The organism is Kordiimonas pumila (assembly GCF_015240255.1).
In the GTDB taxonomy this organism is placed as follows: Bacteria; Pseudomonadota; Alphaproteobacteria; order Sphingomonadales; family Kordiimonadaceae; genus Kordiimonas; species Kordiimonas pumila.
Window position 1 is genome coordinate 2,582,286 of the sequence record NZ_CP061205.1, and the last position, 20,857, is coordinate 2,603,142.

At 45.0% G+C, this 20,857-nt stretch carries 17 protein-coding genes; 12 read left to right on the forward strand and 5 right to left on the reverse strand.

What is annotated here, in order from left to right; genetic code table 11:
- Window positions 1-103: 103 nt before the first annotated feature.
- Together ICL80_RS11340 and ICL80_RS11345 are read left to right on the forward strand one after the other, a co-directional pair.
- Entirely contained in the window at window positions 104-3,769 is a 3,666-nt protein-coding gene (locus ICL80_RS11340) for a vitamin B12-dependent ribonucleotide reductase (protein ID WP_194212330.1), read from the forward strand.
- 220 nt (window positions 3,770-3,989) lie between these two features.
- On the forward strand, window positions 3,990-4,646 hold the full coding sequence (locus ICL80_RS11345; RefSeq protein WP_194212332.1) for a DUF4389 domain-containing protein: 657 nt from the start codon (window positions 3,990-3,992) through the stop codon (window positions 4,644-4,646).
- A gap of 102 nt (window positions 4,647-4,748) precedes the next feature.
- On the opposite strand, the gene ICL80_RS11350 is transcribed toward ICL80_RS11345, so the two are convergent.
- Window positions 4,749-5,750: a glycerophosphodiester phosphodiesterase family protein gene (locus tag ICL80_RS11350; protein ID WP_194212334.1), complete on the reverse strand. Its 1,002-nt coding sequence runs from the start codon at window positions 5,748-5,750 to the stop codon at window positions 4,749-4,751.
- An 89-nt stretch (window positions 5,751-5,839) separates the two neighbouring features.
- On the opposite strand from ICL80_RS11350, the gene ICL80_RS11355 reads away from it, so the two are divergent.
- From ICL80_RS11355 to ICL80_RS11365, 3 genes are all read left to right on the forward strand, one after another.
- On the forward strand, window positions 5,840-6,259 hold the full coding sequence (locus ICL80_RS11355; protein ID WP_194212336.1) for a hypothetical protein: 420 nt from the start codon (window positions 5,840-5,842) through the stop codon (window positions 6,257-6,259).
- Window positions 6,256-7,182, forward strand: coding sequence for a sterol desaturase family protein (locus ICL80_RS11360; protein WP_194212339.1), 927 nt, complete (start codon window positions 6,256-6,258; stop codon window positions 7,180-7,182). Before ICL80_RS11355 ends, ICL80_RS11360 begins: the two co-directional genes overlap by 4 nt.
- 125 nt (window positions 7,183-7,307) lie before the next feature.
- The gene (locus ICL80_RS11365) at window positions 7,308-8,492 is read left to right on the forward strand and encodes a thiolase family protein (RefSeq protein ID WP_194212341.1); all 1,185 of its coding nucleotides are present in this window, start codon (window positions 7,308-7,310) and stop codon (window positions 8,490-8,492) included.
- 32 nt (window positions 8,493-8,524) lie between these two features.
- On the opposite strand, the gene ICL80_RS11370 is transcribed toward ICL80_RS11365, so the two are convergent.
- From ICL80_RS11370 to ICL80_RS11380, 3 genes are all read right to left on the reverse strand, one after another.
- Window positions 8,525-9,352 (reverse strand): patatin-like phospholipase family protein, encoded by an 828-nt coding sequence (locus ICL80_RS11370; protein ID WP_194212343.1) that lies wholly within the window; start codon window positions 9,350-9,352, stop codon window positions 8,525-8,527.
- 112 nt (window positions 9,353-9,464) lie between these two features.
- Window positions 9,465-9,977, reverse strand: coding sequence for a single-stranded DNA-binding protein (ssb, locus tag ICL80_RS11375; protein ID WP_316242965.1), 513 nt, complete (start codon window positions 9,975-9,977; stop codon window positions 9,465-9,467).
- A 117-nt stretch (window positions 9,978-10,094) separates the two neighbouring features.
- Entirely contained in the window at window positions 10,095-10,499 is a 405-nt protein-coding gene (locus tag ICL80_RS11380; RefSeq protein WP_194212347.1) for a GFA family protein, read from the reverse strand.
- Window positions 10,500-10,623: 124 nt separating this feature from the next.
- Here ICL80_RS11380 and uvrA point away from each other — a divergent pair, with 124 nt between their 5' ends.
- From uvrA to ICL80_RS11395, 3 genes are all read left to right on the forward strand, one after another.
- Entirely contained in the window at window positions 10,624-13,488 is a 2,865-nt protein-coding gene (uvrA, locus tag ICL80_RS11385) for an excinuclease ABC subunit UvrA (RefSeq protein WP_194212349.1), read from the forward strand.
- A gap of 122 nt (window positions 13,489-13,610) precedes the next feature.
- Complete coding sequence (locus ICL80_RS11390) at window positions 13,611-15,227, forward strand: mucoidy inhibitor MuiA family protein (protein WP_194212351.1); 1,617 nt, start codon at window positions 13,611-13,613, stop codon at window positions 15,225-15,227.
- Between the two features lie 114 nt (window positions 15,228-15,341).
- The gene (locus ICL80_RS11395; protein ID WP_194212353.1) at window positions 15,342-16,211 is read left to right on the forward strand and encodes a substrate-binding periplasmic protein; all 870 of its coding nucleotides are present in this window, start codon (window positions 15,342-15,344) and stop codon (window positions 16,209-16,211) included.
- Here ICL80_RS11395 and ICL80_RS11400 read toward each other — a convergent pair.
- The gene (locus ICL80_RS11400; protein ID WP_194212355.1) at window positions 16,204-17,307 is read right to left on the reverse strand and encodes a M28 family peptidase; all 1,104 of its coding nucleotides are present in this window, start codon (window positions 17,305-17,307) and stop codon (window positions 16,204-16,206) included. The genes ICL80_RS11395 and ICL80_RS11400 overlap by 8 nt on opposite strands.
- Before the next feature lie 271 nt (window positions 17,308-17,578).
- On the opposite strand from ICL80_RS11400, the gene ICL80_RS11405 reads away from it, so the two are divergent.
- The 4 genes from ICL80_RS11405 (at window position 17,579) to ICL80_RS11420 (ending at window position 20,857) form a co-directional block, all read left to right on the forward strand.
- Entirely contained in the window at window positions 17,579-18,046 is a 468-nt protein-coding gene (locus ICL80_RS11405; protein WP_194212357.1) for a hypothetical protein, read from the forward strand.
- Window positions 18,047-18,048: 2 nt separating this feature from the next.
- Window positions 18,049-19,341, forward strand: a complete 1,293-nt coding sequence (locus ICL80_RS11410) for an FAD-dependent oxidoreductase (protein WP_194212359.1) — start codon at window positions 18,049-18,051, stop codon at window positions 19,339-19,341.
- 178 nt (window positions 19,342-19,519) lie between these two features.
- Window positions 19,520-20,266, forward strand: coding sequence for an alpha/beta hydrolase (locus tag ICL80_RS11415; RefSeq protein ID WP_194212361.1), 747 nt, complete (start codon window positions 19,520-19,522; stop codon window positions 20,264-20,266).
- Window positions 20,267-20,299: 33 nt separating this feature from the next.
- Complete coding sequence (locus ICL80_RS11420; RefSeq protein ID WP_194212363.1) at window positions 20,300-20,857, forward strand: cupin domain-containing protein; 558 nt, start codon at window positions 20,300-20,302, stop codon at window positions 20,855-20,857.

Below are 20,857 nucleotides of genomic sequence, written 5' to 3' on the forward strand. Positions count from 1 at the left end.
CATGGGGCCTACTCACAAACAGAGCAATTTTTTGAAAGCAGACCCAGTCTGTTTAATGTCGGGATTCTGGTTCGACAAATATATATGACCTCAGGGGGAACTAATGCGGATACAACGCCATTTTACTAACGACACAAGCAGCCCATATAGCGGTATGCAATGGCGCCACGCAGTAAGCGAAATTAAAAACCCGGACGGTTCGATCGTTTTCCACATGGATCAGGTTGAAGTCCCTGAGACTTGGAGCCAAGTGGCAACCGACATAATTGCGCAGAAGTATTTTAGAAAAGCTGGTGTTCCGCAAGCCCTGAAGAGCGTTGAAGAAAACACCGTGCCTTCTTGGTTGTGGCGCAAAGAAGCTGACACCGCGGCTTTAGAAAGCATTCCCGCAGAAAAACGCTACGGCGCAGAAACCAGCGCCAAGCAGGTTTTTGACCGCCTCGCAGGCACATGGACATATTGGGGCTGGAAAGGCGGCTATTTTGATACAGAGCAAGACGCAAAGTCATTCTTTGATGAAATGCGATATATGCTTGCCAATCAAATGTGTGCGCCCAATAGCCCGCAGTGGTTTAATACGGGCCTGCACTGGGCTTACGGCATAGATGGCCCTGCTCAGGGCCACCACTATGTCGATTTTGAAACAGGCAAGCTTGTTAAATCCAAAAGCGCATACGAGCACCCACAACCACATGCTTGTTTCATCCAGTCAGTTGCCGATGACCTTGTAAACGAAGGCGGCATAATGGACCTATGGACCCGTGAGGCACGCCTATTTAAATATGGGTCGGGTACAGGGTCAAATTTCTCAAATGTACGAGGCAACGGCGAAAGCCTGTCTGGCGGCGGGAAATCTTCCGGCCTCATGAGCTTTTTAAAAATTGGTGACCGCGCAGCCGGCGCAATTAAATCAGGCGGCACAACGCGCCGGGCAGCTAAAATGGTCGTGGTTGATATAGACCATCCAGATGTAGAAGAGTTTATTAACTGGAAAGTTATTGAAGAACAAAAGGTTGCGGCCCTTGTTTCAGGATCTAAATTAAACGAAATTCATTTAAACCGCATTATCAAGGCATGCCATGAAGGTAAAAAAGACTTAGCCGAGCAAGCTTTTAACCCAAAAGAAAACAAAGCGCTGAAAAAAGAAATACTTGCTGCCCGCAAAGTTATGATCCCAGAAAATTATGTGCAGCGCGTAATACAATTCGCCAAGCAAGGCTATACCTCTATTGATTTCAAAACCTACAATACTGACTGGGATTCAGACGCATATTTAACGGTTTCAGGCCAAAACTCAAATAACTCTATCCGCGTAACAGATGATTTCATGAGAGCCGTCGCACAAGATAGTGACTGGCACCTTAAAAACCGCATTAATGGTTCTATCGCTAAAGAAATCAAAGCCAAAGACTTATGGCGAGATGTTGGCCATGCAGCTTGGGCCTGCGCTGACCCAGGCATTCAGTTTCACACAACCATTAATGATTGGCATACTTGCCCTGCGTCTGGCGAAATAAGAGCATCCAATCCTTGCTCGGAATATATGTTTCTCGATGATACCGCCTGCAATCTTGCGTCCCTAAACCTTATGACATTCCGTTCAGATGGTGGGGACTTTAAAGTTGAAGCCTTCCAACATGCTGTAAGGCTTTGGACCATGGTGCTTGAAATATCTGTGATGATGGCGCAGTTCCCATCAAAAGAAATTGCCAAGCTTTCTTACGAGTACCGTACGCTGGGCCTTGGCTTCGCTAACATTGGCGGCTTATTAATGAGCCTTGGTATATCATATGATAGCGATGAAGGCCGCGCACTATGTGGTGCAATTACGGCTCTCATGACGGGGCAAGCCTACGCAACCTCTGCCGAAATGGCGTCTGAGCTTGGTGCCTTTCCCGGCTACACAAAAAACGCAGACCATATGCTACGGGTTATTCGTAACCACAGGCGGGCTGCATACGGCCAAGCAGATGGCTATGAAGCATTAAACACCCTCCCCGTTGCTCTGGATATCAAAAACTGTACAGACACCGCGATTGTAACGGCAGCAGCAGAAGCATGGGACCGCGCCTTACATTTGGGTGAAGAACATGGTTTTAGAAACGCGCAGGCAACCGTCATTGCGCCGACAGGTACAATTGGTCTTGTGATGGACTGCGATACCACAGGTATTGAACCAGACTTTGCGCTCGTAAAATTTAAAAAGCTTGCCGGTGGTGGCTATTTCAAAATCATTAACAGAATTGTTCCTCAGGCCTTAACTGTACTTGGGTACTCGGCCAACCAAATTGAAGAGATTGAACATTATGCTGTTGGGCACAATACACTGGCGGATTCACCCGGTGTAAATCATGCTGACCTAAAAAAGGTTGGATTTTCCGAAAAAGAAATTGGCTTGGTTGAAGCGCAGTTAAAAAGTGCTTTTGACATAAAATTTGTTTTCAACCAATGGACCCTTGGGTCGAAATTCTGCAAAGAAACCTTAGGCTTAACAGATGAACAACTGAATGATTATCAGTTTGATATGCTGGCAGCCCTTGGCTTTAGCAAAGCAGCTATCAGCGAGGCAAACCTATACTGCTGCGGCGCAATGACACTTGAAAAAGCGCCTCACCTTAAAGAAGAGCATTATTCCGTGTTTGACTGTGCCAACCCATGCGGGAAAATTGGGAAACGCTATTTATCATGGGAAAGCCATATTCGCATGATGGCTGCTGCCCAACCTTTCATCTCAGGGGCTATATCCAAAACAATCAATATGCCCAATGAGGCCGACGTAGAAAACTGCATGGCGGCATACGAGTTAAGCTGGTCTCTTGCTCTTAAAGCTAATGCCTTATACCGGGATGGCTCAAAACTCAGTCAGCCACTGAACTCCTCGATACTTGATGATATTCTGGATGAAGATATAGAAGAAAAAAGCCTGCCAGAAAAAGCAACTGTCGTTGCAGAGCGTATTGTTGAGCGGATCATTGAACGGCATGTAGATGGCCCGGTTAAGCGCCGCAGGCTTCCTGAGCGCCGAAAAGGCTACACACAAAAAGCTATTGTTGGCGGGCACAAGGTTTACTTGCGAACGGGTGAATATGACGACGGTTCTGTAGGCGAAATATTCATTGATATGCATAAGGAAGGCGCAGCTTTCCGTTCTCTTATGAATAATTTTGCCATCGCAATCTCAATTGGCCTTCAATATGGTGTACCACTTGAAGAATTTGTCGACGCCTTCACTTTCACACGCTTCGAACCTTTTGGTAGAGTGGAAGGCAATGAAACCATCAAAATGGCAACATCTCTCTTGGATTATATTTTCAGAGAGTTGGCAATATCTTATTTGGGCCGTGATGACCTTGCCCATGTTATGCCAGCGGACTTTGCCCACGATACAACAGGTCGTGGCGATAAAGCAGACGGCCTTCCTGATCTGGATGAAAATGTTTCAGAAGCCTTAGAAAGGGTTCAGAAAATGGCATCCTCAGGGTATGTGCGAGGCAGTAATCTCGTCGTTTTAAAAAACACACCAAAGCCGGAGAGTAAAACACCTGACGCAGCTTTGGCCGTTGCCGCAACCGCTGATACCTCCAGCAGTGCTGGCATGGGAAGCGGTATGGCTAATGGCTCAATGGATGCGACACCTAATGCCAGAGTTGCCGCCAAAATGCAGGGGTATGAAGGCGATGCGTGCGGCGAATGCGGCAACTTTACCTTAGTACGAAATGGCACCTGCCTTAAGTGTAACACATGTGGCGGCACAAGCGGATGTAGCTAATCGAGCTATCTTAATCCCATCTACCAACCCGTCCCGGTAGATGGCAATCTAGGGGAAGGTTCGCCTTCCCCCTTTTTTTGCAACATCTACTAATCGGCGCTAAAGTTTCTTCAAACAAGCTAACCAAGCGCGAATATAGACCCTAACCATGCTATAACACTTGAACAATTGGCATTTATCTACAATATGAAGATACGTGACAAACAGATAGGGGTACATCGTGGTTGACAATACAAATGATAAAGCAAAACCGGCGGCACAGCCTAAAAAAGCGGCGCCTGTAAAAAAAGCACCCGCCGCTTCAGCCAAGAAACCCACAGTTCGTAAGTCTGCTGTAAAAACCAGCACAGCAAAACCTGTAAAAAAAGCAGCCGCGCCTAAAACCAGTGTTCCTGCGTCTAAGCCAGCGGCAAAAGCAAAAACGACACCTACACCGAAAGCACCGGCAAAAACTATGGTGGCACAAAAAGCTGCCCCGAAAAAAACTGCGGCCACGAAGCCTGCTACAAAAAAAGCCCCAGAAATAAAAAATGCTGCAGCTAATGCAGGTGCTGACAATGCAAAGAAAACTGAAAACACCAAGCAAGAAAGCCCTGCCAGCTTTGTGGACAATTTAAAAACAAAAGACTGGCTAACAATTCTAAAACGCGGTCTGTTTATGTTTGTTTTTGGTGTTATTGGTCATGTGGTGATGCTCTTCACGCTTTTCATGGCCCTGTTACAGTTCTGTGTTGCTCTTATTTTAGACAAACCAAATGAAAACTTAACAAATGGCATCAATATAGCCGGAAATTATATCAAAGAAGTTTTAGAGTTTCTTAGTTTCAAGACAGAAGAACTCCCCTTCCCTTTTGGGCGTGATTTACCCAAGCAATAAGGCATAAACGCAGGTTATATCCCTGCGTTTGCAAACAACACTTCAACACCTAAACGTATAACAACAACCGCCACGATTGCGGTTAACAATCCTTTTACAAAATCAATCATCCAGTCGGCCCTTATCCGTTAATCGCTTACTTTCACGAGCAGCTATTGCTGTATCAGGGAAGTCAGTAAAAATACCATCAACACCTGCTTCAAACAGAAATTTTACCTCTTGCTGAACACTATTGAACATTTTGGGTACATTGTCATCTCTAACTGTCCATACATGCACAAGCCCGCCGCCATTATGGATCGTATCTACAACATTATTTAGAGAGCCATCTTTGTTTATCAGCAGTGCTTTATATAAACCAAAGCCTGCAAACTTACCAAAATAATGGCTGAGATCTTCATTAAGATAATAGTGCCCATCTGCATCAGGTTTTCCCTCAACAAGATAAATAAGCGGGACAGATGTATAGCTAGATATTTTTAATAAAAAATCAGCATCAAAGCACTGAAAATAAACAGGAAACCCCATTTTCTGGATAGAGTTTAATTCCACAGCCAGTTTTTCTGCAATATCAGGAACAATAGCTTCCATAATAGAGGGGTGTTTCAACTCTATATAAACACCAACGGCTTTACCTTGTTTTTGGTGCTGCTTCAACAGCGTAACAATATCCTCAAGCGTTGGTATTGGCTCCATACCATCATACATTTGACCGCGCGTTAGCCTTGGTTGAACTGTTTTCAGTGTTTCAATTTCGTCTAATGTAAAATCCTGAGCAAACCAGTCTGTATGGCCTTCAAGAGTGCGTTTTTTAGCTGCAAACTCGGGGCGGCTGGACACATCCGTACTTCCAGACAGATACATATCATGGCGCGCAACCAGTTTGCCGTCTTTTGTTAAAACAAGGTCTGGCTCAATAAAATCAACACCTTGCTGAATAGCCAGTTCATATGACATCAGCGTGTGCTCAGGCCGATAACCACTGGCCCCGCGGTGACCAATGACAATAATTTCATGTTTATCTTCCATATAGGCACCAGCCAGCATGCTCATTGAAGTCGCCAATACTACACTCAGAAACGCCTTAAAAGATAGATTGATCATAGTTTAGTCTCACTATTATCAGATATAAATTGGATTCCAGCTACAATTGTCATACTCTATAGTCCAGTTATGTTCTTAAGGAATCGGGGATGTCACTTTTGCAGCTTATACCATCTTTGATGGCAATTATCTTACTGTCAGCAGCAGCATATTATTTTTTCCCAATTTCAGTACATTTTGCGGAAGAAGGTATCCGGGATGAAATCAGCCGTTATGCGCCAAATTTAACACCCGCCGATATATTGATATCTGAAGACAAGGTAGCAGCTCTTGCAACTTTTAAGAATACCCCAGAAATCATTGGCATTGTCTCAAAGCTCGGAAACCATATGGTTTGTCGTATTCTAAAAAAAGGAGACTCGGTAAGGTGGGCCGTAAAAAACCATAAACTGATCATAACGATCAATGATTTTACCCAGCCCCGTATCGTTTTGTCTTTAACGCCTAGCGGTATAAAGCGAGGAACTGCAATTCTGGCCGCACTTGCAACACATGGGAAACGAGTATGACGCTTGATTTGCCAGAACCAACGCAGTGGGCTGTTCCCTTATTTGTTGTCCTTGTATTAGCAGAGATGGTTTATGGCTGGAAAACGCGGCGTGTTAAATTTGAAAGTAAAGACACATTTGTATCCATGTTTATGGGCCTTGGTAGTACAATAGCGGGCGCAATCACCCTCACCTTAACACTTGGTTTTGCATTTTGGGTTTATGATAATTTTAGGGTATTTGATCTAGGAACATCGATTTGGGTTTTTGTTGCAGCCTTTATACTGGATGACCTTGCTTATTACTGGGTGCACAGGTTTGGGCATAGAATGCGCTGGATGTGGGCCGCCCATGTCATTCACCACTCTAGTCAGCATTATAATCTCTCAACAGCCTTAAGACAGACATGGACAGGCCAATTCACCCCCGGCATACTCTTTCGTACACCGCTGTTTTTATTAGGGTTTCATCCATCAATTGTTTTCTTTTGTGCAGGCCTTAACCTGATATACCAGTTTTGGATTCACACTGAAGCTATAGGGAAAATGCCACGCTGGTTTGAGGCTATTATGAATACGCCGAGCCATCACCGTGTTCATCATGCCAAAAACCCTCGCTATCTTGATGCTAATTATGCCGGGGTTTTCATTATCTGGGACAAAATCTTCGGCACCTATATACCGGAGGAAAAAAGTGACCCTTGTAATTATGGCCTCGTTACCGACCTTGGAACCTATAACCCCCTGCGCATAGCATTCCATGAATGGTGGGGGATACTAAAAGATATCTGGCACGCACCAAACATTAAGGCAAAATTGCTATATCTTATTGCACCACCGGGCTGGACACATGACGAAAGCCGGCAAACAAGCGACATGATTCGCCGCGAATGGCAACTGCGAGAACAGGCCAAAACCCCTGCCTCACCAGCGGAAAACTCATAAACAATAAAATATCAACTGCAAATCAAGTTATTTTGCACTTGCGAAATAAAATTTATTTGTCACATTGTGCGCCATAAACAGAGGCTACCATTATAACCTAAACAACAAAGAACGGGAGTTACTCAATGTCTCAAGATCCAATTGTAATTGTTGGCATGGCACGCACACCAATGGGTGGAATGCTTGGGGATCTGTCCACGATCGAAGCTTCTTCTCTTGGTGCTACGGCTATTAAAGGTGCTCTTGCCAGTGCAGGCATGAAACCAACAGACAGCATTGATGAAACTATTATGGGCTGTGTGTTGCCAGCAGGCCAAGGCCAGGCGCCTGCGCGCCAAGCTAGCCTTAAAGCCGGCATTGATAAAAACACCGGCGCAGTCACCCTTAATAAAATGTGTGGTTCTGGCATGAAAGCCATGATGCAGGCATACGACAGCCTTTATGCGGGCACTAACTCTGTTGTCGTTGCTGGTGGTATGGAGAGCATGTCCTTAGCACCTCATCTTCTGCCTTCTGGCAGAACTGGTACACGCTACGGCTCAACACAGTTATTCGACCATATGGCCCTTGACGGTTTAACAGATGCATACGGCGGCGAGCCAATGGGTGTTTATGCCGAACTCTGCGCTGAGCACTATCAATTTAGCCGCGAAGCACAGGATGCCTATTCCATTGAATCTACAAAACGGGCTCAGCGCGCTATAGCCGATGGCAGTTTTGAAGGCGAAATAGTGTCGGTTGAAGTTAAAACCCGCGCCGGTATTTCTGAAGTTGCGATTGACGAGCAGCCCGGCAAAGCCAAACTGGACAAAATTCCCTCGCTGCGGCCGGCCTTTAAAAAAGACGGCACTGTGACAGCAGCAAATGCAAGCTCAATTTCTGACGGTGCTGCAGCTCTTGTCCTTATGAAAGCATCTGAAGCTACCAAACGCGGCCTTACACCGCTTGCACAGCTGGTTGCCCATGCCTCGCATGCACAAGCACCTGAATGGTTTACGACAGCACCAGTAGATGCGATGAAAAAAGTGCTCGCGAAAGCTGGTTGGTCTATTGATGACGTTGATCTTTTTGAAGTGAATGAAGCTTTTGCTGTTGTCCCTATGGCGGCCATTCAAGAGCTAGGCCTAGATCACGCAAAGGTTAACGTAAACGGCGGTGCATGTGCCCTAGGTCACCCCATTGGGGCATCTGGTGCCCGCATCTGTGTAACGCTCATTAACGCACTTAAGAAACGCGGCCTTAAAAAAGGTGTTGCCAGCCTCTGTATTGGCGGCGGCGAAGCAACCGCTGTTGCTATCGAACTCTGCTAGGCTATAACAAATTCATTAAGAAAAGTCGGGCATCATGCCCGGCTTTTTTTTGTGAGAAGCGCATGAATGGAAGGCAAAATGGCCTTTGTCGCTTCCATGCCTAAAACAATAAGTTCTTCTGCTTTTGTGAAATCCCCCATATCAATATGACCAATTTTAGGGGTGATAATAACTTCTGGCTTATACTGTTCTATCGCGGCTTGCCCGAGCGACTTTAGGGCCAAAGACCAGCCTGCCCTTGCGGTTTTAAGCACAACCATATTCTGGCGGCGCATTGTATCAGGGTCAAAGCCAAAGCGTTTTGCACGGCCAACATAATCACCCTGCAAATCAACAGCGATAACAACATCAGCCCCTAGGTCATACGCTGCTCCAATTGGAATTGGGTCAATCACACCGCCGTCTACCAAGCACATGGTTTCAGTTTTAACGGGGGGTAACACACCCGGCACAGCGGATGAAGCCCTAAGAGCTGTAACAATATCGCCGTCCTCCAGTACTATCTTAGTCCCGGTGTAAAGATCTGCTGCAATCGCGGCAAAAGGCTTTTGTAATTGCTGGATGGTGCGAGTACCAAAATGCTCTCTCAGTTTGCGCTCAATTTTACCAGCGCCGATAAGGCTCCCCTTATTGAAGCCAAACTCACCAAGGGCAAGCATTTCCTTTAAGGAGATAGACCGCGCTATTTCTTCAAGATCATCAACCCTGTCGTCGGCAACACAGGCACCAACAATTGCACCAATACTGGTTCCTGCAACAGCTGAAATTGGTATATTTTCTTCTTCTAGTACCCTGATAACGCCGATATGAGCCCATCCAAGTCCTGCTCCGCCTCCCAGTGCAATGCCAATTCTTGCCATACAATCTCCTTTAAATGTATGTGGGTTTTAGAAAGTCGTCTTACAAGATATGTAATTTAACTAAAAAAGGCCGGGAATTACCCGGCCTTAAGAAAGAAAGTTAATCTATATTTTAAAATGGAATTTCATCATCCAGATCTGCAGCACTACCGCCCATGCCGCCGCCGGAGGCTGGTGCCGAACCACCTTGGTTGCCGCCACTAAAGCCACTATCATAACCTGAATCACCGTATCCTGACTGGGAATCACCAAATCCGCCACCAGAACCACCTTCACGGCCATCAAGCATCGTTAGTTCACCGCGGAACTTTTGCAGAACAATCTCTGTCGTGTATTTCTCAACACCGCTCTGGTCTGTCCACTTACGGGTTTGCAACGCACCCTCAACATACACTTTAGAGCCTTTTTTCAGGTAGTTTTGAGCTACTTTGGCAATGTTTTCATTAAAAATCACCACCCGGTGCCACTCTGTACGCTCGCGGCGTTCACCCGATGAACGGTCGCGCCATGTTTCACTTGTCGCAATAGACAAGTTAACAACAGGCGAGCCATCATTCATCGTCCGCACTTCAGGGTCACGCCCCAGATTTCCAACTAAAATTACCTTATTGATGCTACCGGCCATCAAAGCCCCCTTATTGAATACTAAACACCCCTACGGGCGTATCACAGTGACATTAAACTAACCACCCCAAAGCTGCAAAAATAATAAACAACTTGAAACTCTTTTAGCAAAACAGCCCTAATAAGCACCGCCCGCTTCATATTGACGTGCCCCTTTTATGGGTTCAATACCTGCCATTCTTGTTCGTACATAAAGTTCATATACGGGCATAATATTGCTCACATCGTCAAATGTAGCAGTATTCACTGAAATTTCATCTGGAAACTCCAATCCCTCCCATGAAAGTGGAGAGCCACACTTTTCACAGAATCGCCGTATTGCCCGTTCACTGGATTTTGCGATGCCTTGTGGTTTTACAAGCCACCTGAAGGCGCCATGGTCAACCGTTGTAAAAATGGCGAAGGGTGCAGAAGAATGTTTTTGGCAATCACGGCAATGGCACGTACCTGTTTTACTGTCCGTTATATTGATTTCAAACCTCGCATGCCCGCACAAGCACCCCCCCGCCCTTAAATCCGCCATTTGTATCTCCTATAACAATTTGTTCTTTATTTGTTCCAAAAACCAATCTATTGTCAAGCAGCTTGAAAGCCCATACACAATTACCATCTGATAACAACACCAGCCTATTGTACATGAGGACCTGATGCTGACACAAATTTCCGTTCGCGGCGCAAGAGAACATAACCTGAAGTCTGTCAATGTTGATATTCCCCGCGACAAGCTTGTGGTTATTACCGGGCTATCAGGATCAGGGAAGTCGTCACTTGCCTTTGATACCATTTATGCTGAAGGACAGCGCCGTTATGTGGAATCGCTCAGTGCATATGCGCGCCAATTTTTGGAATTGATGCAAAAACCAGATGTTGACCACATTGAAGGCTTGTCGCCCGCTATATCTATTGAGCAAAAAACTACCAGTAAAAACCCGCGCTCAACTGTCGGCACCGTTACAGAAATATATGACTATATGCGGCTTTTATGGGCCCGTATCGGCGTACCCTATTCCCCGGCAACCGGTCTGCCTATCGAAAGCCAGACTATTAGCCAAATGGTTGACCGCATTATAACAATGCCAGAAGGAACGCGCCTTTATGTACTTGCGCCAATTGTGAGAGGCAGAAAGGGCGAGTTTCGCAAGGAATTTGCAGACCTGCAAAAGCGTGGCTTTCAGCGTATCAAAGTAAACGGCGAATTTTATCTTATTGAAGAAGCCCCTACCCTTGATAAAAAATATAAACACGAAATTGATGTTGTAGTAGACAGGCTTATCCTGAAACAAGGAATAGACCAGCGCCTTGCCGAAAGTATTGAAACGGCACTTGAGCTTGCAGATGGTTTACTGGTTATTGAAGAAGCCAATAAAGAAAACGATACGGACGCTAAAAGGCATTTAATGTCTGCTAAATTTGCGTGCCCCGTTTCAGGTTTTACAATTGAAGAAATTGAACCTCGGTTGTTTTCCTTTAATAACCCGTTTGGGGCTTGCCCAAACTGTGATGGTCTTGGCGAAAAGTTATATTTCAACCCAGAACTAGTTGTTCCTGATACATCTAAAACTATCCGCGACGGTGCGTTAGCGGCTTGGGCTAATAAGGCGAACAATCCTTCCCCTTTTTACTTTCAGGCCCTTGATGCTGTCGCAAAACATTATGATGTATCTCTGGACACAGCATGGGAAAAATTGCCGGAGGCGGCACAAAAAGCTTTTTTGTTTGGCACAGGTGCCAAGCCAGTTGCGATCATATATGCTGACGGCAAACGCAAGTTTGAAGTAAACAAACCTTTTGAAGGTGTTTTAAACAATATAGAAAGACGTTGGCGCGAAACTGATTCAAACTGGATGCGAGAAGAACTATCCAAATATCAATCATCAACAGAATGCACAGTGTGCCATGGCATGCGCCTGAAGCCTGAAGCCCTCGCCGTAAAAATTCATGAATGCCATGTTGGGCAAATTACCGAGCTATCCATTAAAGCTGCTCATGAATGGTTTACACAGTTACCAGAAAATTTAAGCGAAAAACAAAATGCTATTGCAGAAAAAGTTCTGCGTGAAATTCAAGAGCGCCTCGGTTTTCTTGTTAATGTTGGACTTTCATATCTTAGCTTAAGCCGTTCTTCTAGAACACTTTCTGGTGGCGAAAGTCAACGCATTCGCCTTGCTTCTCAAATCGGATCAGGCTTAACGGGCGTTTTATATGTGCTTGATGAGCCCTCTATCGGTTTGCACCAGCGCGATAATGACCGCCTGTTAGAGACCCTCAAAAACCTGCGTGATATTGGTAACACTGTTATTGTTGTTGAGCATGATGAAGATGCCATTAGAATAGCAGACTATGTGATAGATATGGGGCCTGGCGCAGGAGAGCATGGAGGGCAGATTGTTGCTGAAGGCTCGCCCGACGCTATTATGGCCTCAGAAAAAAGCTTAACGGGCCAATATTTAACTGGCAAACGCTCGGTTCCAATACCCGCGACCCGAAGGCCTGGTCACAAAAAGAAATTTTTAACAGTTAACGGCGCATCCGCTAATAACTTAAAAAATGTAAGTGGCACCATTCCCCTTGGCACTCTCACCTGCATTACAGGTGTTTCAGGGTCAGGGAAATCAACCTTTACCATAGAAACACTATATAAGGCAGTTGCAAAACACCTAAACGGATCTCGTGTGGTTCCTGGTGCATATAGCTCAATTGAAGGCCTGGAACATTTAGACAAAATTGTTGATATTGATCAAAGCCCTATTGGTCGCACACCCCGTTCTAACCCAGCCACTTATACAGGGGCATTCTCCCCTATCCGTGACTGGTTTGCCGGCCTGCCAGAGGCACAAGCCCGTGGTTACAAAGCTGGGCGCTTCTCTTTCAACGTAAAAGGCGGCCGGTGCGAGGCCTGCAAAGGTGACGGTGTTTTAAAAATTGAAATGCACTTCCTGCCTGATGTTTATGTCGAATGTGATCAGTGTAAAGGTAAACGCTATAATCGCGAAACTTTAGAGGTACGCTACAAAGACATGTCAATTGCCAATGTACTAGATATGACTGTAGAAGCAGGTGTTAAATTCTTTAAAGCAGTCCCTGCTATACGAACCAAACTTGAAATGCTCGAAAAAGTTGGTCTTGGTTATATTCGCATTGGCCAACAAGCCACAACGCTATCAGGCGGTGAAGCCCAGCGCGTAAAGCTGGCGAAAGAGCTTGCAAAACGCTCCACAGGCAAAACCCTTTATATACTTGATGAACCCACAACAGGGCTTCACTTTGAAGATGTCAGAAAATTAATGGAGGTTTTACAGGCGCTGGTTGAACAGGGAAACACAGTTATTGTTATCGAACATAATCTTGAAGTGATAAAAACTGCAGATTGGATACTTGATCTAGGGCCTGACGGCGGCGACGGCGGCGGTGAAATTGTTGCTTTTGGCACACCCGAAGATATCGCAGAGAACAAAAAGAGCTATACAGGGCAATACCTTGCACCAATATTGTCGCGGCAAGCAGCGGAATAATACATATTAACCCGCTCTCATTTTATCGTACAGCCTCTGTTCATAATTTTGGCATTATCTTTGATTACTAAGCTAATAAATGCCGTAAGTTTGAAAAGATAAACCAAAGAAGTGGGCACAAAATGAAGAATAAACACCTTGCACGTTTTCTAGCTGGAAGCATCCTTGCCGGTTTTCCGGCCCTGCAAGCGGATGAGTTTTTACTTGATGCACCGATAACAAATGTAATGGTGTACCAAAATGGCGGCGCAATGATTACGCGCACAGCAACAATAACCATACCCGCTGGGCAGCATGATCTTGTTCTAAAAAACTTGCCAGACAGCCTCATAGACACTGATGTCCCACCCAGTGCTCATGTGACAGGTGGTAAGTCATCCCTAAAAGGCGTTAGGTATGATAGCCAGCCAGAAGCTGCTGCAGCATCTGATTTACAAAAAAAAATACAGGATGAAATTGACGCAGTTAATAGCAAAATAGCCGATGCACATAGCCGTATATCCGTAATCCAAATGCAATTGGACTTTCTTCGCTCAATGGGTGACACAAGAGATCATAAGTCTTCTGGCACAGCGATGAACTTTGCTGACATACAAAAGGCTATGGAATTTGTTGGCGAAACAGCCAGCAAATTAATGCAAAAAATTCAAGTAGATCAACGCGGTATCACCCTGCTTGAGCAAGAGCGCGCTGCACTTGAAAGAGAAATGACAAGAAGTGGCACAAAAAGACAAGACAATACCCAAGGTATATTTACTGTTGTGTCCCCCGCTACGCAGGATTTGCAATTTAGCTTTAACTATTTTGTAAATGACGCAGGATGGATGATGAATGTTGCAGCAAGTCTTGATAGTGAAGACCAAAAGCTCACACTTGAAACCACAGCTGATATCGAACAAACGACAGGTGAAAGCTGGGATTCAGTTAACCTGTCTCTTACTAACACACAGTTTAACACCTACATAGGTGGTATAAACCTTAATTCCGAATTTTTGAACCTGACAGAGACCCCTCAGGCTATGCGCTATGCTGCACAGGATATGGCCAAAGCAACCCGTGCACCAATGGCAGAAGCAATAACTGTTACTGGGGGCAGATCAGTTGAAACAGGCTATAATCGATTATATGAAATTACAGGCAGCACGACAATTCCTGCCGACAGCAGTTCACATAAAGTATTGGTCTCTTCCATAACGGCACCGGCCAAAATTGTTACGCGCGCTGTTCCCAAAAACAATGCAACGGCTTATGTTTTTGCTGATATCACGCTAAAAGACTTTGAAAGTTTACGAAATGTGAACGCAACCCTTATGCGTGATGGCCAATATGTAGGCACAGGCACTTGGCCAAACCTTGAAAGCAACACAGCACTTGAATTGCCGTTTGGCCGCGATGAAAATGTAGCTATCGAATATATTGAACAAGCGCCAGCAGACGGTGATACCGGCTTTATTAATAAGCGTAATGTTGAGGAAAAACATTATATTATCAAAGTCACCAATCATAACACGCGCGCAACAACGGTTGAAATATTTGATCAATATCCCGTTTCAGGTCATGAAGATATTAAAGTAACTCCCCTTAAAGGGGCAACAGAACCAAATGTAAAAAATAATAAAGATCAGCCCGGAGTTATTAGTTGGCACAAAACACTCAAGCCTGGTGAAGAATGGACTATTAAACATGAGTACCGGGTAGAGTATCCGTCAGACAAATACCTAACAAAACGCTGGCAATAAAATCTAAGCCACAATTCCTTCTTGGACTTGCCTATAGCCTCCATGCAGTTTAGAGTTTCTAAACCCTGAGATACTCTCAGGGTTTACCGTCAACGCCAACATGACGGATACTGTATGGTTATAGGTGTCGCATGCTCTCATATTATTTGGTACCGTTTTTGGCGGCTGTATGCGTGTGAAACATTTCCAGCCTTCTGGATAGCCCTGTTATTGAATCTTGCTACATTTGCGATTGCCCCAGCAAATGCAAAGGAGCCCCTGCGCCTTGCAACTCGTATTGATCTACCGCCGTATGTTATGAACACCGCAACAAATGGCATTGAAGTAGATATCATTAAAGAAATTTTCAGAGAATTTGACCAAGATATCATTTTTATACAAATGCCCCGTATTAGAATGATACAAATGTTCGATGATAGCAAAATAGACGGTATTTTAACACAAAACAGCCAAGCATCGAACGTAGGCTGTGTAACAAACTGGTACCTTTTTCATCAAAATTTTGCCTTTAGCCTTGCTGAAAACAATTTTCTTATTGACAATCTTTCAGACCTTCAAAACTATTCTATAGTTTCGTTTGATGGCGCCAAAAAATACCTTGGTTCTGATTTTACGAATGCGGTAAAAGAAAACCCCCGCTATTTGGAATCTTCAGATCAATCTGTACACATTGAATTACTGTACAAGAAGCGCTTTGATGTCGTTGTTGGTGATGAGTGGGTTTTTTGGTATATTCAAAAAAAATATCAAGAAAAATCCGGTGTTTTCAAACAACTAAATGCCCATCACATTCTGCCGCCTTCGCTATATTCTGCACGATTTCAAGATCCAGCAATATGCAGTTTCTTTGACCAAGCCTTAGCTATGATGCGTAAAAGTGGCAGATACGATGAGATCGAGCGAAAATATCACGAGCAAATTTTAAGCAAAGATCAACCGCGAGCAACGCTTCCTTGGTCTCCCCAAAACTCAATAGTCAATTAATATCAATTTTCGCCACAAGTTTTTCTGTCAACACCACAGCTTTCTCAGCCGCCATTTCTTCAGAAATACTATTACCAGAAGCTGTTTCTGATGTGAGTGTTAATGAAGGTATCGATGCACGGTAAAAATAAACCGTTTCAAAGTTTACAAAAGACTTTGTTTGCGGCTTGACAGTCACAAACCTATGATCCTGATAGGGGATTTCTGCTACTAATTTACTCAAAACATTGGAATATAATACAGGCGTGAGCGTACCACTTCGTAAATTATACCCAAGGTTATTAGTAGTCAAGGCATCAAAGTTGATAACAAACACACTTTTAAAATGCCAATTTTCCTTGTGCTGCCTAATATAATGGGCCACACCACTAAAAGCCTGCTCATGGCCTGTTGTTATGAGGAGCCGCACCTCTGCATTTTTAGGTAAGGTATGCCAAAATTTACTTGCAGCTACCGTAGCAGCAGCAACGCCCAGATCATTATTTTCTTCTTTGGCCTGCAGCACAGGAATAAATTCAGCACATAGCCTGCACAATACAATAGCTGATAAAAATGCTAAGCCAAAAAATGAAAGATTATAACCAATAATGTTTAAGATAGGCACTAAAACGCAACTGGCAATCACAGCAATAGTCAGGTAATTTACATACTTACGGTATATATCGTTTTCCTGTTGATCCCACAGTAAGCATTTTTTTGTGTCAAGATGTGCCATTAAAATATATAGGCCCTGCCCTGCACCTTTACTGGCAGAGATATTGGCGGTCAGCTTTTTAGGCAAAACCCACACCAAAGGATGTGCCCGGCCATCAAGATGCAACAAATAACTAATCCAGAAAAATAGTCCTGACAGCAAGGCTATATAGGGCATATATGATGACACCCAAAGTGTAAGAACTACCCCAATACTGATCATGCCTAATAAGGCCTGATTGCTAACCGGGCACCAGAATGCTTCCTCAACAATAGTAACATCAGTCTGGCTTTCAAGAAGGGTAACCATGCTTTCTCGAGCCAGCATTTCATCTTCTGAACCAGACGTACGTACAGGCCATTCTGACAGAATTTTGAGAATTTCATTACATCGTAGAAACATAACACACTCGAAAAAGATAAATAAAATAAGGGAATAGCTTTCACCTCAAGTATAAAGCCGATATCAGTAAGCACCTCCTGCCCATATCCTACCCTCAGATAATGTCCCAATCACCAAAGTCTGATCATGAAAATATCAGACATACCCGAAATACTTGGTTTTCACCCATCAAATACATAGCAGCCCTAACGGCCAGCCGTTACTTTTAACAAGAAAGTATCAAGCTTTCCACTAAGTTGCCTTGTTAAAAAGACATATTTAGGAGGGTCTCATGAAACCAATATATCTACTGTGCACACTCTTTATAGCGGCTCTTACTCATCAACAGACAGCTATCGCCGATGATGGGAAGCCATGGCCTGAAGCAGAGTTTGAAGTCTTCAAAATGGCGCCAGGCAAGCTAGAAAGCTTCATACGCACATTAGAAAAATGGGATCAGGTCTCAGCAGTAGGTGGGCAACCTCCTACGCAGATGTTCCTTCATGAACACGGCGGTGACTGGGATGTGCTTTTATTCAAACCATATCCTAAAACACCCATCACCCCAGATCAACAAGCTGCCATGACAGCAAAGGCCGAGGAGTTGAATCTGAAGACGGGTCTCGCGTTTTTCATTGAAGTGCGAAAAAATGTAGCATGGCACACAGAAAGTAAGGCGCGTGGCCCAGTCTCTGCGGCTCAGTGGATTGAGCGGCTTGATACATGGCGGACAGAGCACCCTGAAGCAGCCAAGGAGTAACAATGACAGATATTGATAACGAACGCCCGGCTACGACAATGACAAAAACATTGGTTTCACGTCGGCACATACTAGGAGGTATGGCTACAGCAGGTTTGCTGGCAACAGTTTCGACGCGGGCTGATCGGTTATCTGCGCCAACAAAGAGTAAAACATCAAATAGCTGGGATTTTGTTGTCGTTGGTGCGGGTGTATTTGGTGCATGGACCGCTTGGAATTTGCAACGCAGGGGCAATAAGGTGCTCCTCGTGGACGCATGGGGCGCGGCCCATGCTCGCGCCTCTTCCGGCGGTGAAACACGTTTAATAAGAACAGAATATGCCGCTAATCCGCTCTATACACAGTGGGCGTGGGAATCTCTCAGTGAATGGAAAGCACTATCTCACCGGCATGAAAGTCCTATCTTTCACGAAGTAGGAGCGCTTTATATCTACCCTGAAGACACTACCAAAATAGACCAAAGCATCGCGGTCCAACAAGCACTCAATATCCCTATTGAAAAGCTTAGTGTGTCTGAGATGTCAAGGCGTTGGCCTCAGATCAATTTTGACAACATTGCAGTTGGTGTCATGCAACCAACCATGGGTGCTCTAATGGCCCGGCGAAGTGTTCAAAACCTAGTAAATGAATTTGTAAAAGCTGGCGGTAGCTTTCGTCAGTTCGCCGTTAGCCCGCCACATTCCAAACAGGCATCACTGGATGCAATTACCGGCACCGCCGGTGAAATGCTGCATGCAAACCGTTTTATCTTTGCCTGCGGCCCTTGGCTACCAAAGCTGTTTCCTGATGTGATTGGTGAGCGAATTATTCCAACACGCCAAAATGTTTTCTTCTTTGCACCGCACGCTGGGGATACCCGTTTCGAAGGAGCACATCTCCCAGCATGGGTTGATGTAAGCAGTAAGGATTTGCATTATGGTTTCCCCAACATTGAATCCAGAGGCTTTAAAATAGCACTTGATGCGCACGGCCCTGCATACGACCCAGATAAAGGCGACCGCCTTGTTCCTGAGAATGCAATTGCCGACGTTAGGGCCTACCTTTCACATCGTTTTCCAGACCTTTCTATGTGCCCGCTTTCAGAGACCAGAGTATGCCAATATGAAAATAGCGATAATGGGGAGTTTTTAATCGACCAACACCCGGCTTGGGATAATGTCTGGTTCGTGGGCGGGGGCAGCGGGCATGGCTTTAAACATGGCCCTGCCGTTGGGCGTTATGTTGCTAACCTTGCCCTTGGTGAAGGCACCGAAGATGCTCGTTTCACTTTGTCGTCACATAAAATACATAGCTGATTTTTAGATATAGCATGAAAATACAGGAGGTCTTGAAATGCTCAGATTATGGGGGAAATTTGTTACAAAAAATCTTCTAATACTTCTCGCTGTTTGTCTACTGTCAGTACGGCTTCAACAAGTGCTAGCCAGTGATAATACCGCAGAATACACTATGCCCTCCACCCAAGTATGGGACATGACCTCCAACAAAGGGGAAAAATACCGCATCTTTGTGTCATACCCCGAGACTGATGCACCTACTGAAGGGTGGCCGGTACTCTATGTGCTTGACGGCAACGCTGTATTTGCAAGCTTTGCTGAAGCGCGCCGCATACAAGAAGCATCTGAAATCGGCAATTCTATCATTGTTGGCATCGGTTACCCGACTAACAAGCCTTATGATGCCCAACGATTATACGATTTCACAGCAGGCCCAACAGATTCGCTTGCTTACGCAGCCTTAGCAAACATGCGCAGCGGTGGGCAAGATCAGTTCCTCGAGTTTTTGACAGGTCAACTACGAGCAGAAATTGCAAAACGCTATAAAATCAACCTGAACCGACAAGCATTATTCGGGCACTCACTAGGTGGCTTGTTTGCTGTGCATGTATTATTCACTCAACCTGGTGCCTTCCACGCTATTATCGCTGCCAGCCCGTCTTTATTCTGGCACGAGCAAGAAATGTTGAAGCAAGAACAGGATTTCACCACACGCTTGAAAGCATGGGAAATTCCAAAAGTTAGCCGGCTAATGGTGGTTGCTGGCGAGCTTGAAGAAACACGCCTTGAATTGTGGGCCCCAGAGGCGTTTATCAAACGAATGGAACCTCTATCGGCATACGGCTTGCTAACCCAGTCTGAAATTTATGCAAGTGAAGGGCACATGACCGTACCCAATCGTTCTATTACACAAGCTTTACGCTTTGCTTTTAGCTGGCCTTAAAGTTGCCGGTTGTAAACTTAGAAAGGCGAGAAAATGGTCAAAAAACAGAAACCTAAAAATACTTATATCAATACTAGCCGCCGCAGCATGCTTGCTGCAACCGGTGCTTGTTTTGCCATGATGAGCCAACAAGCGCTTTCAACCATGCTTCCTGCCCCCATGGGCAAGGCTTTGAATACAATAGCCCCCAAAGCGACCTTTACAAAGGATGCTGAAGTAGATGGGATGGTCGAAATTACCGGTATTCATCAAGGTAAAGGCGTTGGCAAAGCAAAGTTTTTCCGTTTTGCCAACACGCCTTGGCCTGCGCATTTCATGATCTATGACCTACCGCCTGGTGCAAGCGAAGGGGTGCACATTCATTTTCTTGATGACCGCAACAAAGAAGGGGCGTTTGATGAATACTATTACATCATAAGCGGGCAAGGCCAGATGGAGATTGATGGCCAGATTGTACCAATTAAAAAAGGCGATCACATTCATACGCCCCTTGAGGTGGCACACGGGGTGGAAAATACCCACCCGGACGAAAATTTACGCGTTTTTTTGACCTTCATAGAACGTGGTAAAGCCCACAATACGTATTCATGA

Coding starts and splice junctions, on each gene's coding strand:
- ICL80_RS11340 (WP_194212330.1), top strand. CDS start 104: ATGCGGATACAACGCCATTTTACTAACGACACAAGCAGCCCATATAGC.
- ICL80_RS11350 (WP_194212334.1), bottom strand. CDS start 5,750: ATGATCAATCTATCTTTTAAGGCGTTTCTGAGTGTAGTATTGGCGACT.
- ICL80_RS11355 (WP_194212336.1), top strand. CDS start 5,840: ATGTCACTTTTGCAGCTTATACCATCTTTGATGGCAATTATCTTACTG.
- ICL80_RS11360 (WP_194212339.1), top strand. CDS start 6,256: ATGACGCTTGATTTGCCAGAACCAACGCAGTGGGCTGTTCCCTTATTT.
- ICL80_RS11365 (WP_194212341.1), top strand. CDS start 7,308: ATGTCTCAAGATCCAATTGTAATTGTTGGCATGGCACGCACACCAATG.
- ICL80_RS11370 (WP_194212343.1), bottom strand. CDS start 9,352: ATGGCAAGAATTGGCATTGCACTGGGAGGCGGAGCAGGACTTGGATGG.
- ssb (WP_316242965.1), bottom strand. CDS start 9,977: ATGGCCGGTAGCATCAATAAGGTAATTTTAGTTGGAAATCTGGGGCGT.
- ICL80_RS11380 (WP_194212347.1), bottom strand. CDS start 10,499: ATGGCGGATTTAAGGGCGGGGGGGTGCTTGTGCGGGCATGCGAGGTTT.
- uvrA (WP_194212349.1), top strand. CDS start 10,624: ATGCTGACACAAATTTCCGTTCGCGGCGCAAGAGAACATAACCTGAAG.
- ICL80_RS11390 (WP_194212351.1), top strand. CDS start 13,611: ATGAAGAATAAACACCTTGCACGTTTTCTAGCTGGAAGCATCCTTGCC.
- ICL80_RS11395 (WP_194212353.1), top strand. CDS start 15,342: ATGGTTATAGGTGTCGCATGCTCTCATATTATTTGGTACCGTTTTTGG.
- ICL80_RS11400 (WP_194212355.1), bottom strand. CDS start 17,307: ATGTTTCTACGATGTAATGAAATTCTCAAAATTCTGTCAGAATGGCCT.
- ICL80_RS11405 (WP_194212357.1), top strand. CDS start 17,579: ATGAAACCAATATATCTACTGTGCACACTCTTTATAGCGGCTCTTACT.
- ICL80_RS11410 (WP_194212359.1), top strand. CDS start 18,049: ATGACAGATATTGATAACGAACGCCCGGCTACGACAATGACAAAAACA.
- ICL80_RS11415 (WP_194212361.1), top strand. CDS start 19,520: ATGACCTCCAACAAAGGGGAAAAATACCGCATCTTTGTGTCATACCCC.
- ICL80_RS11420 (WP_194212363.1), top strand. CDS start 20,300: ATGGTCAAAAAACAGAAACCTAAAAATACTTATATCAATACTAGCCGC.